Below are 14,115 nucleotides of genomic sequence, written 5' to 3'. Positions count from 1 at the left end.
GCCGCCGGTCATGCAGCAGCTGCTGAACGGCCTGTCCATCGGGTCGATCTATGCGCTCTTCGCCATCGGGTTCACGCTGGTCTTCGGCATCCTGGACCGGCTGAACCTCGCCCATCCCGCGGTGTTCGCCGCGGGCGCGCTGGTCGGCATCGAGCTCGTCGACGCCGCCGGGCTGTCGATCTGGCTGGCACTGCCCCTGGTGGCGGTGGTCGGCGGGATCCTCGGCCTGGTGGTCGAGCGGGTGGCGTTCCGCCCGCTGCGCCACCGCCCCGACGCGCACTTCGCCGGCCTGATCGCCTCCATTGCCCTGGGCGGCATGCTCGTGGCCCTGCTGCAGTGGCGGTACGGCCCGGACACCCGCCGGTTCCCGGCCGGGGCGTTCCCGGAGCAGGGCTACCAGGTGCTCGGGGCCCGCGTGACACTGGTGCAGGTGGTCATCCTGGTGATCTCCGTGGTGCTCATGGTGGGGCTCACGGTGCTGGTGTCCCGCTCCGGCCTGGGACGCAGCATGCGCGCCGTCGCGGAGAACCCCCGGGCGGCCCGGGTGGTGGGCGTCGACGTGGAGCGCGTGACGTCGACGACGTTCGCGATCTCCGCCGCGCTGGGCGCTGTCGCCGGCGCGCTGTTCGCGATGAACGTCAACAGCGCGCAGCTCGACATGGGCGCCGCGATCGAGCTCAAGGGGCTCGCGGTGATCGTCGTGGGGGGCATGGGCTCCCTGCCGGGCGCGCTCGTGGGCGGGCTGCTGCTGGGTCTGGCCGAGGTGTTCGCCGTCCAGTACATCGGGTCGAGCTGGCGCGACCTCGTGGCGTTCGCGCTGCTGTTCCTGCTGCTCGTCGTGCGCCCGCAGGGGCTGTTCGGCAAGAGCAGGGTCAGGGAGGTGTGATGCTCGGCGAGTCGACGCTCGTCTTCGTGGCCCTCGCCGGGCTGTTCGCCTACTCCTTCTACGCCGTGCTGGTGGCCGGCCAGCTCAGCCTGGGTCAGGCGGGCTTCGCGGCCGTCGCGGCGTACGTGTCGGCCACGCTGGCCCCCGACCCGGAGGCGGTCGGCGACGGCGTCGCCCTCGTGGTCGCCCTCGGGATCGGTGTGGTCGTCGGGGCGGTCGCCGCGGTCGTGCTGGGCCTGCCGACCATGCACCTGCGCGGCGTCTTCCTGGCGATCGCGACGCTCGGCTTCGCCGAGGCTGTGCGCATCGTGCTGCTCAACGCCGACTGGAGCGGCGGCCCCCAGGGCCTGAGCGTGCCCAAGCTGCTGGAGCCGTGGATGGCCTGGGCGCTGCTCGCCGTCGTCGCCTACGCGTTCTGGCGGCAGGGCCCGAGCCGGTTCGGGCGGGCGCTCGCGGCCATCCGCGAGGACGAGCTCGCCGCCCGCGCGACGGGGATCGACGTCGGGCGGCACCGGCTCGCGGCGTTCGTCACGGCCGGGGCGGTCGCCGGGGCGTACGGGGTGCTGTGGGCGTACTTCGTGCGGTTGGTCGTGCCGTCCGACTTCGGGTTCACCGCGGCGATCGACGGTCTCGTGACCGCCGTCGTCGGCGGGTCGACCATGTGGCTCGGCCCCGTCCTGGGCGGCGCGTTCCTCACCGTGGTCCCCGAGGCGCAGCGCGCCCTCGGCGTCGAGGCGGGCTGGGTGCGGCCGTTCCTGGCCGGCCTGCTGCTGCTCGTCGTCATCCTGTTCCGGCCCGGCGGGCTGGCGAGCCTCCTGCCCCGACGGCGGCCGCGGCTCGTGGGGGTGTCCGACGACGAACGGCCACCCGCCGCCGGTCCCCGGCCCGACACCCCCGGGTCGGGCGAGGTCGTGGCGGCGCTGCGCGGCGTGTCGAAGGACTACGGCGGGGTGCACGCCGTGCGCGGCGTGGACCTCGAGCTGCGCGCGGGCGAGGTGCTGGGGCTGATCGGGCCCAACGGCGCCGGCAAGACGACGCTGGTGAACATGATCAGCGGCCTCGTGGCCCCGTCCTCGGGCCGGATCGACGTGCTGGGAGTCGACCCGGCCCGCACCCCCGTGCACCGGGTGGCCGCCGCGGGGATCAGCCGCACGTTCCAGCAGGCCAAGCTGTTCGGCCGCATGACCGCCCTGGAGAACGTGCTGGTGGGCGGCCACCTGACGACGCGGCCCACGGCCCTGCGCCGCCTCGTGTGGGCGCCGTCCGCGCGCCGCGAGGAGCGGGCGGCCGTCGTGCGCGCCGGCCGCTGCCTCGAGCGGGTCGGGCTCGCGGCGTCCGCCCGGACGGACGCCGCCGCCCTGTCGTACGGGGACCAGCGGCGCCTGGAGATCGCGCGGGCGCTCGCCGCGGAGCCGTCGCTCCTCGTGCTCGACGAGCCCGCCGCGGGGATGAACGCCGTCGAGGCCGAGTCGCTGTCGGCGCTGATCGCCTCGCTCGCGGACGACGGGCTGACGGTGCTGCTGATCGAGCACGACGTCGCGATGGTGATGCGCACCTGCGACCGGGTGGTGGTGCTCGACTTCGGGGCCGTCATCGCTGCCGGCCCGCCGGACGAGGTGCGCCGGGACCCGCGGGTGGTGGCGGCGTACCTCGGCACGGAGGAGAGCACGGAGGAGAGCACCGAGGACGACGCCGCGCAGGAGCAGCAGGGGGAGGGGGCCCGATGAGCGCGCCGCTGCTGTCGGTGAAGGACCTGCAGGTGAGCTACGGCCGGGTGCGCGCGGTGCGGTCGGTGAGCCTCGAGGTGCCGGCGGGCGGGCTGGTCACGCTGGTCGGGGCCAACGGGGCGGGCAAGAGCTCCGTGATCAACGCGGTGAGCGGCATCGTGCGCCCTTCGGGCGGCCGGGTGCTGCTCGACGGGCGGGACGTCACCCGGGCGCGGGCGCACCGGCTGGTGCGGGCCGGGCTGGTGCAGGTGCCCGAGGGGCGGCAGGTGCTCGCCACGCTCACGGTCGAGGAGAACCTGCAGCTCGGCGGGCGGCGCGAGCCCGGCCGCGTCGAGGGGGTCTACGACCGGTTCCCCGTCCTCGCCGATCGGCGTCGGATGCCGGCGGGTGCCCTGTCGGGCGGGGAGCAGCAGATGCTCGCCATCGGCCGGGCGCTGGTGACCGAGCCGCGGATCGTGCTGCTCGACGAGCCGTCGATGGGGCTGGCGCCCCGCGTCGTCGACGAGGTCTTCGCCGTCATCGCGGAGATCCGGGCCGCCGGGGTGGCTGTGCTGCTGGTGGAGCAGAACGCGCGGCGCGCGCTGCGGGCCGCCGACCACGGCTACGTGCTGGCCGACGGGCAGGTGGTGCAGGAGGGCCCGGCCGACCGGCTGCTCGCGGACGAGGCGGTCGTGGCGGCTTACCTGGGGGTCAGCGGCGGGCCTTCGCCATCGCGGCGGCGACCCGGTCGAACGTCCGGCGGTCCATGACGGCGCCCTCGCGCCGCACGGCGTGCGGGGCCACGCGGACCACCCGGTTGAGGCGAACCTCGCTCGGCCGGCCTTGCGCGTCCCAGGCCCCGGTCCCGATGTCCATCCAGAGGCGACCCCAGCGGGCCTCCTGAGCGGCGTCCCGGTCATGGTCCTTGCTCGTGAGCTGGAGCGCCAGGAGCCACGGGCCGTCGCGCCCGATCAGCAGGACGGGACGGTCCTTTCCACGTGGGTTGCTGACGTTCTTCTGGTCCTCCTCGTACGGCACCCAGGTCCACACGACCTCGCCCGGGTCCGGGTCGCCGTCGAGCTGCGGCGCGTAGACGGGCTGCACCGTGCCGGTAAAGTCGCCCGGGTAGCCGGTCGTCGGCGCCGTGGTGCGCGTGGTGCGCGGGGTGCTCGTGGGGCGTCCGGTGCCCGCGGCGCGGCCGGGTCGCGTCGGGGAGGTGCGCCGGGACGGGGCTTTCGCCGAGCGCAGCACGTCGACCAGCAGGTTCAGCCATCGGTTCGCCACGGCCGACAGCCTAAGGGCTCAGCCCAGGACGAACCGGGCCAGCCGGGCGGCCATCGCCTCCGGGTCCCAGGTATGGTCGGCGCCCGGCACGGTCTCGGCCGCGCCCCGGGGCACGGCCGCGGCCAGGCTCCGCGCGGCGGTCGCGGTGGTCGCGGTGGTCGCCGTCGTGCCGGACCGGCTGGTGTCGGATGCCGTGGCGGGTGGACCCGCCACGGTGTGCGGACTCATCGGTGCCGGTGCGGCCTCAGGGCACGATCGGGGCAGCGAGGGTGCGCCGGGCCGCGGCGGCGTCGCCGTCGACGGTCGCGCCCGCCTCGGCGAGGTCGAGCCGGCCCCAGAGCAGCAGCGCGAGCCCGTGGGCCGGTGCCGCGACGGTCGCCATCGGTTCGTCCTCCGACCCGCCGTCCACCCCGCTGTCAGCTCTGCCGTCTTCGTGGGCGCCCAGCGTCCACGACCAGCCCAGGTCGGAGGCGACGACGCGCACGAGGTCGCGCAGCGGCGACATCCGCCCGAGCCGGACCTGCCGGGGCTGGAACATCGTGACCACCTCGTCGGCGGCGTCGGCCCACACCTCGGGCGCGACGCCGACCGCGCCCTCCTCGACGGCCGCGGGCCCGGAGCCGAGCCGCGCGGCGTGCAGGTCGTGCAGGTGCACGAGCGTCTCGTACCCCTGCCGGCGCCACCAGAACGACGCGGGTCCGTCGCCCACCAGCGTGCGCGCCGCGCCGTCCGGCCCCACGGCGGCCAGCGTCGACCGCAGCTCGGCCGCGTGCTCCCGGTAGAGCGCCGCGAGCGCGGGCCGGTCGCCGTCGGGGGCGGGGAGGTCGGGCCGGGTGAGGTCGGGCCGGGTGAGGTCCTCGGAGCGCGAGGTGTCGCCCACGGCCATGCCGGCCGCCCAGTGGTGGACGCCGGCGAGGTGCACGACGAGCTCGCGCACGCGCCAGTCGCCGCACGCCGGCACGAGGGCGTCGGGGTCGGTGCCCGGGACGGCCGCGGCGAACGACTCCTGGAGGCGCGCGAGGAGGGCGAGGCGGTCCGGCTCACGACCGCCGTCGGTGCGGCGTCCCGTGCCCGGGTCGACCTCGGGCCGGAGCTGCGCGGCGGGCAGCGTGGACGGCTGCGCGGCGGGCAGCTCGGACGGCAGCTCGATCGGCATGGCGCCGAGGCTAACGTCCGGTCGTCTGCTCACCCAGCACCGCGTCGACCTGCTCGAGGAAGTCGTCCAGGTCGTCGGGGGTGCGCGAGGTCACCAGCGGGAACCCGGCACCGTCGTCGCGCACCACCGAGCGGTCCACCCACGTGCCGCCCGCGTTGCGCACGTCCGTGGCCAGCGACGGGTACGAGGTGAGGGTCGCCCCCGCGACGCGGCCCGCCTCGACGACGGCCCACGGGCCGTGGCAGATCGCGGCGACCGGGAGCCCGCGGCGGGCGAAGTCGTCGACGAACCCGACGGCGGCGTCCTGCAGGCGCAGCGTGTCGGCGTTGAGCGTGCCGCCGGGCACGAGGAGCAGGTCGACGCCCGCGGTGTCGACCTGGTCGTAGGTGGCGTCGGCCGGCACGTGACGGCCGGGGTCCTTGTCGCCGACGAGGGTGCGCACGTCGCCGGGCTCGTTCGACGCGACGACCACGTCGGCGCCCGCGGCGCGCAGGTGCTCCAGCGGCACGAGCAGCTCGTCCTGCTCGACGCCGTAGCTCGTCACGATCGCCAGCACTCGCTTCCCGGTCAGGTCGGCCATGGCGGCTCCTCTCGTCGTCCCGGCAGCTCTCGTCGTGCCCGGTCCACGACCGTAGGCAGGGACGGGCGACGCCCGCACGGTGGGCGGGGAGGCCGGGGGCAGCAAGGCGGGCGCAGGGGCGGGCGGCAGGGACATGGCAGGGGCGGGCAGCGGACGTGGGCGTGGGACAATGGCCGGACCCTCCACCCCACCCCAGCCACCCTGACGGAGCGAGATCGCGTTGCCCATTCCTGGACCCGCGCTCAGTGCGCGCATCGAGCCGAACGCCACGGCGCCCGAGCTCATCCGCAACTTCGGCATCATCGCGCACATCGACCACGGCAAGTCGACGCTCGCCGACCGCATGCTGCAGCTCACGGGCGTCGTCGAGGCGCGGGCCATGCGGGCGCAGTACCTCGACCGCATGGACATCGAGCGCGAGCGCGGGATCACGATCAAGTCGCAGGCCGTGCGCATGCCCTGGAGCGTGGTGGACGAGGCCGGCCTCGAGACGCCGTTCGCGCTCAACATGATCGATACCCCGGGCCACGTCGACTTCACGTACGAGGTCTCCCGCTCGCTCGCGGCGTGCGAAGGGGCCGTGCTGCTGGTCGACGCCGCCCAGGGCATCGAGGCCCAGACGCTCGCCAACCTGTACCTGGCGATGGAGAACGACCTCGAGATCATCCCGGTCCTGAACAAGATCGACCTGCCGGCCGCGCAGCCGGAGAAGTACGCCGAGGAGATCGCAGGGCTCGTCGGCGGCGACCCAGCCGACGTCCTGCGGGTCAGCGGCAAGACCGGCGCCGGCGTCGAGACGCTGCTCGACCGCATCGTCGAGCGGGTCCCGGCCCCGGTCGGCGACCCCGACGCCCCGGCCCGGGCCATGATCTTCGACTCGGTCTACGACACCTACCGCGGCGTCGTCACGTACGTGCGGGTCGTGGACGGCAGCCTCAGCCCGCGCGAGCGCATCGTCATGATGTCGACGCGCGCGACCCACGAGCTGCTCGAGATCGGCGTCATCTCGCCCGAGCCGAAACACACGAAGGGCCTCGGCGTCGGGGAGGTCGGCTACCTCATCACGGGCGTCAAGGACGTGCGCCAGTCCAAGGTGGGCGACACCGTCACCAACGCGAGCAAGCCGGCACCCGCCGCGCTCGGCGGGTACAGCGAGCCCAAGCCGATGGTGTTCTCCGGGCTCTACCCGGTGGACGGGTCCGACTACCCCGCACTGCGCGACGCCCTCGACAAGCTGAAGCTCAACGACGCGGCGCTCAACTACGAGCCCGAGACGTCGGTCGCCCTCGGCTTCGGGTTCCGCGTCGGCTTCCTCGGGCTGCTGCACCTGGAGATCGTGCGCGAGCGGCTCGAGCGCGAGTTCGACCTCGACCTCATCTCCACCGCCCCCAACGTCGTCTACGACGTCACGCTCGAGGATGGTACGCCCGTCAAGGTGACGAACCCGTCGGAGTTCCCGGGCGGCAAGATCAAGGAGGTCCGCGAACCCGTGGTGCGTGCGACCATCCTCGCCCCGAGCGAGTTCGTCGGCACCGTGATGGGCCTGTGCAACGACCGCCGCGGCCAGATGCTCGGCATGGACTACCTGTCCGAGGACCGCGTCGAGCTGCGCTTCACGCTGCCGCTCGCCGAGATCGTCTTCGACTTCTTCGACCACCTCAAGTCCCGCACGCGCGGATACGCGTCGCTCGACTACGAGGCGACCGGCGACCAGGCCGCCGACCTCGTCAAGGTCGACATCCTGCTGCAGGGCGACCAGGTGGACGCGTTCAGCGCCATCGTGCACCGGGAGAAGGCCTACGACTACGGCGTCACGATGACGGCGAAGCTCAAGGAGATCATTCCCCGCCAACAGTTCGAGGTGCCGATCCAGGCCGCCGTCGGCGCGCGCGTCATCGCCCGCGAGACGGTGCGCGCAATGCGCAAGGACGTGCTCGCCAAGTGCTACGGCGGCGACATCAGCCGTAAGCGCAAGCTGCTCGAGAAGCAGAAGGAGGGCAAGAAGCGCATGAAGAACATCGGCTCCGTCGAGGTCCCGAAGGACGCCTTCATCGCCGCGCTCTCCTCCGACGGCAACGCCGGCAAGGACGCCAAGGACAAGAAGAAGTAGTGCCCACGCTGCCCGAAGCGCGGGGTCTGGGCGGCATGGCCGTGCCCGCGGACGGCGCGCTGCCCTTCTCGCTGGTCGAGCCTGTCGAAACCCCGCCTTCGCTGGTTGAGCCTGTCGAAACCCCGCATTCGCTGGTTGAGCCTGTCGAAACCACCGCGGAGACCCGGCCCTTCGGCGTGTACGTGCACGTGCCGTTCTGCTCGGTGCGCTGCGGCTACTGCGACTTCAACACCTACACGGCGTCGGAGCTGGGCGGCGGGGCCAACCAGGCCGCGTACGCGACGACGGCGCTGCGCGAGGTCGGCCTCGCGGCCCGGGTGCTCGACGACGCGGGCCTGGGCGACCGACCGGTGTCCACGGTGTTCTTCGGCGGCGGCACCCCCACGATGCTGCCGGCCGCGGACCTGGCGCGGATGCTGCGGGGCGTCGACGACGTCTGGGGGCTGGCCCCCGGCGCCGAGGTGACCACGGAGGCCAACCCGGACTCCGTCACGCCGGAGAACCTGCGGGTGCTCGCCGACGCCGGGTTCACTCGGGTCTCGTTCGGCATGCAGTCCGCCGTCCCGCACGTGCTGGCCACGCTGGAGCGCACCCACGACCCGCGCCGCGTGCCCGACGCCGTCGCCTGGGCCCGCGACGCCGGCCTCGACGTCTCGCTCGACCTCATCTACGGCACGCCGGGGGAGTCCGTCGACGACTGGCGCACGTCGCTGGAGTCGGTGCTCGCGACCGGCGTCGACCACGTCTCGGCGTACGCGCTGGTCGTGGAGCCCGGCACCAAGATGCACACCCAGGTGCGGCGCGGGGAGCTGGCGCTGCCGGACGGGGACGACCAGGCCGCCAAGTACGAGCTGGCCGACGACCTGCTCACGGAGGCCGGCCTGGGCTGGTACGAGGTGAGCAACTGGGCCCGCGGGGGCGACCACGCGTGCCGGCACAACCTCGCCTACTGGCGCGGCGACGACTGGTGGGGGATCGGGCCGGGTGCCCACTCCTACGTGGCCGGGCCCACCGACGGGGAGCATGCCGGCGTGCGCTGGTGGAACGTCAAGCACCCGCGCCGCTACGCCGCGCTGCTGGAGGCCGGCACCTCCCCGGGCGCCGGGCGCGAGCTGCTGACTCCCGCCGAGGCGCAGCTCGAGCGTGTACTCCTCGGGGTGCGCCTGCGCGAGGGCTTGGACCTCGACGTCCTCGACCCCTCACGGCGCACGGCGGTCGCCGGGCTGGTGGCGGGCGGGTTGCTCGACGGCGTCGCGGCCGTGCGCGGGCGCGTGGTGCTCACGCGCCAGGGGCGGCTCCTGGCCGACGCCGTGGTGCGCGAGCTCACCCCCTGACGCTCCGAGGCTCAGGAGACGACGCGGATGTTGACCGGGTACCGGTACGCCTCGTGCCGGTTGACGGCGACGGCGGCGATGATGCCGAACACGATCGACAGGATCCAGACGACGGGCAGGATGACGAGCCCGATGAAGGCGAGGACCGTGATCCAGCCGATCGCGTAGCCGATGAGCAGCGTGATCTGGAAGTTCAGCGACTCCTTGGCCTGGTCGGCCACGTACGCGCTGCGGTCACGCAGGAACAGCCAGACGAGCAGCGGCGTGAGGAAGCCGAGGATGCCGAAGCTCAGTACCGCCAGCACGGGCGGTCCCAGGTGCGCGACCATGGCCCATGTCCGCTCGTCCGCCGGCGTGAGCGGCCGCGGCGCGTAGCCGGGCGGCCCGTACGGGGGCTGCTGCGGCGGAGGTCCGTACGGGGGCTGGCTCATGGGTCCATCTTTGCGCAACTGCGGTGGTCACGGGCACTCGAGCGGTGGCGCGCTCCCTCCGCGGCCGCGAGAGTGGGAGCGGGAGGGGCCGACCCTGCCGGGTGCGTCCCCTCGACGACTCAGGAGGAACGATGAGCGAGAACACGCCGCGTGAGCCCGGCGATCCGCAGGAGCCGCCGTACCAGCCGCCACACCAGCCCGAGGGCCAGCCGACGCAGCCGTACGGCCAGCAGCCGCCGTCCGCGCCGCCCCCGCACGGCGGGCAGCCGCCCTACGGCGACCAGCCGTACGCGCAACCGCAGCAGCCCTACGAGGGTCAGATGCCCGACCCGGGTCTCTACCCCGGGTCCGAGTACCCGCCGGACCGGTCCGCGGCGGCGCTCCCCCCGATCGGAGCGGTGGGGGGCAACTTCTTCGGCGCGCTGTTCGACTTCTCGTTCAGCCGGTACATCACGCCCACGGTGGTCAGGGTCGTCTACATCATCGTGGTCGTGATCACCGCGATCTACTGGCTCGGCGGCCTGATCGCGTCGTTCGCCCAGGACTGGTGGGTCGGCGTGCTCTTCCTGCTCTTCGGCTGGATCCTCGCACTCCTCTACCTCGCCTTCGCGCGGATCGTGCTCGAGTGCTTCGTCGCGCTCATCTCGCTCTCGCAGAAGGTGAACGCCTACGCGAAGCGCGACGGCATCGCCTGACGCTCACGCGGTGACGAAGTCGATCAGCTCCTCGACCCGGCCCAGCAGGGCCGGGTCGAGGTCGCGGTAGTCGCGCACCGTCCCCAGGATCCGCTGCCAGGCCAGGCCGACGTCCTGGGCCGACGACGCCGGCCAGCCGAGCTCGCGCAGGATGCCGCGCTTCCACTCCGTGCCTCGATCGATCGTCGGCCACGCCTCGAGCCCGACGCGCTCGGCCTTCACGGCCTGCCACACGTCCACGTACGGGTGCCCGAGCACCAGCACCGTGCCACGCGGCACGCGGCGCAGGGCGTCGGCGGCGATGCGCTGCTCCTTGGAGCCACGCACCAGGTGATCCACCAGCACGCCCACGCGGCGTTCGGGGGTCGGGTCGAAGTCGTCGAGGGCATCGGCGAGGTTGTCCACGCCGTCGAGCATCTCCACCACGACCCCCTCGACGCGCAGGTCGTCGCCCCACACCTTCTCGACCAGCTCCGCGTCGTGCTTGCCCTCCACCCAGATGCGGCTACCGCGCGCCACGCGGGCCCGCTGCCCGCGCACCGCGACCGAGCCGGACGCCGTGCGAGTGGGCTGCGCCGGGGCCCGCGTCGGCACCGGCGCGGTGAGCTCCACGGGCTGCCCGTCCACCCAGAAGCCGGGCCCGAGCGGGAACGACCGGGTGCGGCCGCGCCGGTCCTCGAGCACCACGAGATGGATGCCGCCGGACTTCTCCACGCGCACGACGGCGCCGACCCACCCGCTGGTCACCTCCTCGACCACGAGCCCCCGCTCGGCGGCGGTCGGCCGCGAGACGGGGCGGCGGCGATGGTGCGCGGAGCCGTCCGGCGCGCCGGGGACGGGGGCGGAGGACAGGACGTCGGAGCCGTAGCGGTCGGACACGGGCGCGAGCCTAGGCGCGGCCCGAGGCCGCGCGGTGCCCGACACGCGGTGCCAGACACGCGCTGCTCGGCCAGGCCTCAGAACTGGCTCGGACCCGGCTCAGCCCTTGCCGTCGGTGGAGCGCGCCAGCACCGCGGCCTCGGTGCGGCCGGCCACCCCGAGCTTGCGCAGGATCCCGGAGACGTGCACCGACGCGGTCTTGCGGCTGATGAAGAGCCGCTCGGCGATCTGCCCGTTGGTCAGCCCCTCGGCGACCAGGTCGAGCACCTGGCGCTCGCGGTCGGTCAGGGCACGCTCGGCGCCGGCGACGGCGGCCCGGCCGGTGCTCCCGCCCTTCGCGAGGCCGGCGCCGTCGAGCAGCGCCCGCGCCTGGCCGGCCACCAGGCCGCACCCGATCGCGTCGGCCGCACCTGCTGCCTCCTCGAGCCGCGCCCGGGCGGCGGAGCGGTCGCCGGCGGCGAGCAGGGACTCGCCGTCCCGGTACAGGGCGTAGGGGCGCAGGTACGCCGGGCCCTCGGCCGCGGCGACCGCCTCCCACGAGCCGTCGCCCAGCTCGGCGGCGAACAGCGCCGCCCACATCGGGTACGTCGGCCACACGGTGCAGGTGGCGAGCGCCTCCCGGTAGGGGGTGACGTCGACCGCGCGCCCGGCGGACCGGGCGCGGCCGAGGACCCGTGCCGCGACGCCGAGCGTCGTCAGCCGGTAGAACGGCGAGAGGGCGTCCGGGTCGATCGCGATGGTGACCAGGTCGAGCGCCTCGTCCAGGTCGTCGCGCAGCAGCGCGAGCTCCGCCAGCGTGCCCGCGATACGCGCGCGGATCTGCTCCTCCACCTGCCCGAAACGTTGCCACGTGGCGCGATGGGCACGCGCCCGCGCCTGCGCCCTCTCGAGGTCGCCGCGCCACATGGCGAGCCAGGTCCACCGCTCGCCGAGGTAGACGGCGTAGTCGCTGGGATCGATGAGCGGCACCGACCGCTCGTACCAGGCCTCGGCGTCGGCCCACCGGCCCTGCCCGATCCACGCCTCGGCGACGTTGCCCTCGAGCATCGCCCGCGTGGCCCAGCCGGCGCCGAGCGCGCGAGCCAGGCGCGCGCCCGACTCGGCGAGGTGCTCCGCCTCGGCGTACCGGCCCAGCTTGAGGCGGGAATCCGAGGCGTTCGTGTAGTAGTGGCACTGGGCGCGCCAGTCGTCGCCCGCCACCTCGTGGGAACGCTCGAGCTCCGCGAGGGCGTCGAGGTCCCCGCCGCTGAGGCGGCTCATCGCCCGGAGGTTGAGGGCGATCGAGGCGTTCTGGTGGTCGCCCGCCGCCGTCGCCGCGTCGAGCGCCGCGCCGGCGGCGGCGATCGCCTCCTCGTCGCGCTGGTCCATCATCGCGTTGCGCGCCTTGAGCCGCAGCAGGGGCGCTCGCCCGGCGTGGTCGTCGTCGGGCAGCAGCGCCAGGGCCTCGTCCAGGAGGGCGTCGGATCCCGGGTCGCCCGCCTTGGCGCGGATGTGCGCCAGGGTGTGAAGGGCCAGCGCCCGGCCGCCCGGGTCGTCGGCGGGCCACTCCGCGACGGCCTCCCGCGCGAGAGCGTCCGCCCGGTCGACCTGCGCGGCGTCCTGGAGCGCGACCGAGACGACGCGGAGCAGGGCGGCGTGGTGCATCCCGGCGACCTGCTCGGCGTCCTGGACCAGGTCCCACAGCTCCAGCGCGCGCTCGCCCGCCGCGACGGCCGTCGACGTCGCGCCGTCGGACTCGGCCGCCGTGACGACCTCCACCGCGGAGGCGAGCGCGCGGTCGGGCACCCTGGCCCGCCACCAGTGGTCGGCCGCTGCTGCCACGTCCGCGAGCCTCCGGCCGCCCTCCTCGAGCGCGCGGGCGCACGCCGCGTGCAGCCGGCGTGCCTCGCCCGGTAGCAGCTCGTCGTCGACCGCCTCCTGCATGAGCGCGTGGCGGAAGCGGTAGCCGTCGGCGTCCGTGACGAGCACGTGCGCCTCGACCGCCTCGCGCGCCGCGGTCTCGGCCCGGTCCAGCCCGTCCGCGCCCAGCATGGCGGCGAGCAGCTCGTGCGGGGCGCGCTGGCCGGCCGCGGCCACCGCGCGGCAGAACGTCTGGGCGGCGTCGCTGAGGGTGGAGTAGCGCAGGAGCAGCAGGTCCCGCAGGGAGTCGGGCATCGCGTCGCCGGCGAACTCGGCAAGCTCCTCGGCGTAGAAGGGCACGCCCTCGGCGCGCTCGACGAGCTCGCTGAGCAGCGCGCCCGGCAGCTCCGGCGTCCGCCCGTGGGTCGTGACGAGCGTGGTGACGAGGCGGGTGGTGTCCGTGGCGTCCAGACGCGGCACGTCGACGCGGGTCGCCAGCCGGGACCTCTCGAGCTCGGCGAGCGTGGTGCGCAGGGGGTGTCGCCGGCCCACGTCGTCGCTGCGGTAGGTGGCGACCACCAGCATCGTCGCGCGCGGCGCGGAGCGCGCGAGGCGGACGAGGACGGTGCGGGTGATGTCGTCCGACCAGTGCAGGTCCTCGAGCACGACGACGACGGGCCGGTCGGCGGCGAGGGCGGACGTCAGGTCGCTGAGCACCTCGGGCAGGCGCCCGGTGTCGACGTCGCGCCGCACGTCCACCAGGCCCGGGGTGACGAGGCCCAGCGCATCCGCCGCGGGCCCGGCCGCCTCGAGGGTCGCCGCCGGCCCGACGGCATCGACGGCGTCGGCCAGCACGCCCCCGAGGCCGGCGTAGGGGATGGGCCCGGACCCCGAGTCGGAGCACTGGCCGCGCAGCACGAGGGCGTCCCCCTGACCAGCCTGTCCGGCCTGGCCGGAGAGCGTGGCGAGGAACTCCTCGACCAGCCGGGTCTTGCCGATGCCCGCCTCGCCGCCGACGACGAGGGCGCCGCCCGCCCCGTCGAGCGCCCTGGCGTACGCGTCCCGCAGGGCGCCGAGCTCGGCGTCCCGCCCGACCATCGGCGGGCGAGAACCGGGCGGGACGGTCGGACGGCGGGTGGTGGAGACGGGCACGTCGCTATCGTGCCAGGCCACGTGCCAGGCCATCGCCGGATGCGGCGATGGCCTGGTGTCTGG

Annotated in this window: 13 protein-coding genes; 6 read left to right on the top strand and 7 right to left on the bottom strand. The window is 74.5% G+C overall.

Features of this window, described 5'->3' with window-relative positions; all coding sequences use genetic code 11:
- Positions 1-10 precede the first annotated feature (10 nt).
- Genes AC1C2W_RS12635 through AC1C2W_RS12625 form a run of 3 tightly spaced genes read left to right on the top strand, consistent with a single transcriptional unit; the run spans position 11 to position 3,362 of the window.
- Positions 11-886: a branched-chain amino acid ABC transporter permease gene (locus AC1C2W_RS12635; protein WP_495389576.1), complete on the top strand. Its 876-nt coding sequence runs from the start codon at positions 11-13 to the stop codon at positions 884-886.
- On the top strand, positions 886-2,613 hold the full coding sequence (locus AC1C2W_RS12630; RefSeq protein ID WP_495413259.1) for a branched-chain amino acid ABC transporter ATP-binding protein/permease: 1,728 nt from the start codon (positions 886-888) through the stop codon (positions 2,611-2,613). The genes AC1C2W_RS12635 and AC1C2W_RS12630 overlap by 1 nt, the downstream gene beginning before the upstream one ends.
- Positions 2,610-3,362 carry an ABC transporter ATP-binding protein gene (locus tag AC1C2W_RS12625; protein ID WP_495413258.1) on the top strand — a complete coding sequence of 251 codons (753 nt, stop codon included), beginning with the start codon at positions 2,610-2,612 and terminating at the stop codon, positions 3,360-3,362. Before AC1C2W_RS12630 ends, AC1C2W_RS12625 begins: the two co-directional genes overlap by 4 nt.
- On the opposite strand, the gene AC1C2W_RS12620 is transcribed toward AC1C2W_RS12625, so the two are convergent.
- The 4 genes from AC1C2W_RS12620 to AC1C2W_RS12605 are packed head-to-tail and all read right to left on the bottom strand — an operon-like array spanning position 3,304 to position 5,612.
- Positions 3,304-3,876 carry a type II toxin-antitoxin system PemK/MazF family toxin gene (locus AC1C2W_RS12620; protein ID WP_495389573.1) on the bottom strand — a complete coding sequence of 191 codons (573 nt, stop codon included), beginning with the start codon at positions 3,874-3,876 and terminating at the stop codon, positions 3,304-3,306. The genes AC1C2W_RS12625 and AC1C2W_RS12620 overlap by 59 nt on opposite strands.
- A gap of 18 nt (positions 3,877-3,894) precedes the next feature.
- Positions 3,895-4,089 carry a hypothetical protein gene (locus AC1C2W_RS12615; protein WP_495413257.1) on the bottom strand — a complete coding sequence of 65 codons (195 nt, stop codon included), beginning with the start codon at positions 4,087-4,089 and terminating at the stop codon, positions 3,895-3,897.
- A 31-nt stretch (positions 4,090-4,120) separates the two neighbouring features.
- A complete protein-coding gene (locus AC1C2W_RS12610) occupies positions 4,121-5,032 on the bottom strand; it encodes a maleylpyruvate isomerase N-terminal domain-containing protein (protein ID WP_495413256.1) in 912 nt (303 codons plus the stop codon).
- Positions 5,033-5,042: 10 nt separating this feature from the next.
- On the bottom strand, positions 5,043-5,612 hold the full coding sequence (locus tag AC1C2W_RS12605) for a DJ-1/PfpI family protein (protein WP_495389570.1): 570 nt from the start codon (positions 5,610-5,612) through the stop codon (positions 5,043-5,045).
- 220 nt (positions 5,613-5,832) lie between these two features.
- Between AC1C2W_RS12605 and lepA the strand changes: the two genes are divergently transcribed.
- Positions 5,833-7,722, top strand: a complete 1,890-nt coding sequence (gene lepA / locus AC1C2W_RS12600) for a translation elongation factor 4 (protein WP_495389569.1) — start codon at positions 5,833-5,835, stop codon at positions 7,720-7,722.
- Between the two features lie 8 nt (positions 7,723-7,730).
- A complete protein-coding gene (hemW, locus tag AC1C2W_RS12595; RefSeq protein WP_495413401.1) occupies positions 7,731-9,056 on the top strand; it encodes a radical SAM family heme chaperone HemW in 1,326 nt (441 codons plus the stop codon).
- Positions 9,057-9,067: 11 nt separating this feature from the next.
- Here hemW and AC1C2W_RS12590 read toward each other — a convergent pair whose 3' ends face one another.
- Entirely contained in the window at positions 9,068-9,487 is a 420-nt protein-coding gene (locus AC1C2W_RS12590) for a DUF4870 domain-containing protein (protein WP_495413255.1), read from the bottom strand.
- 131 nt (positions 9,488-9,618) lie between these two features.
- Between AC1C2W_RS12590 and AC1C2W_RS12585 the strand changes: the two genes are divergently transcribed.
- Positions 9,619-10,182: a DUF4282 domain-containing protein gene (locus AC1C2W_RS12585; protein WP_495389566.1), complete on the top strand. Its 564-nt coding sequence runs from the start codon at positions 9,619-9,621 to the stop codon at positions 10,180-10,182.
- A gap of 3 nt (positions 10,183-10,185) precedes the next feature.
- Here the strand turns inward: AC1C2W_RS12585 and AC1C2W_RS12580 are convergent, their stop codons facing one another.
- Both AC1C2W_RS12580 and AC1C2W_RS12575 read right to left on the bottom strand, forming a co-directional pair.
- Positions 10,186-11,061, bottom strand: a complete 876-nt coding sequence (locus tag AC1C2W_RS12580) for a DUF3097 domain-containing protein (protein ID WP_495389565.1) — start codon at positions 11,059-11,061, stop codon at positions 10,186-10,188.
- A 99-nt stretch (positions 11,062-11,160) separates the two neighbouring features.
- Entirely contained in the window at positions 11,161-14,052 is a 2,892-nt protein-coding gene (locus AC1C2W_RS12575; RefSeq protein WP_495413254.1) for a helix-turn-helix transcriptional regulator, read from the bottom strand.
- Between the last annotated feature and the right edge of the window lie 63 nt (positions 14,053-14,115).

The sequence above is a fragment of the Isoptericola sp. Y581 genome (assembly GCF_059445475.1).
The sequence above is the reverse complement of the archived record's forward strand: the minus strand, read 5'-3'. Positions and strand labels throughout refer to the sequence as shown.

What these genes read in the sequence shown, in the direction of transcription:
- AC1C2W_RS12610 (WP_495413256.1), bottom strand. Translation starts at nt 5,032, where the DNA reads ATGCCGATCGAGCTGCCGTCCGAGCTGCCCGCCGCGCAGCCGTCCACG.
- AC1C2W_RS12585 (WP_495389566.1), top strand. Translation starts at nt 9,619, where the DNA reads ATGAGCGAGAACACGCCGCGTGAGCCCGGCGATCCGCAGGAGCCGCCG.
- AC1C2W_RS12590 (WP_495413255.1), bottom strand. Translation starts at nt 9,487, where the DNA reads ATGAGCCAGCCCCCGTACGGACCTCCGCCGCAGCAGCCCCCGTACGGG.
- AC1C2W_RS12635 (WP_495389576.1), top strand. Translation starts at nt 11, where the DNA reads ATGCAGCAGCTGCTGAACGGCCTGTCCATCGGGTCGATCTATGCGCTC.
- AC1C2W_RS12605 (WP_495389570.1), bottom strand. Translation starts at nt 5,612, where the DNA reads ATGGCCGACCTGACCGGGAAGCGAGTGCTGGCGATCGTGACGAGCTAC.
- AC1C2W_RS12625 (WP_495413258.1), top strand. Translation starts at nt 2,610, where the DNA reads ATGAGCGCGCCGCTGCTGTCGGTGAAGGACCTGCAGGTGAGCTACGGC.
- AC1C2W_RS12630 (WP_495413259.1), top strand. Translation starts at nt 886, where the DNA reads ATGCTCGGCGAGTCGACGCTCGTCTTCGTGGCCCTCGCCGGGCTGTTC.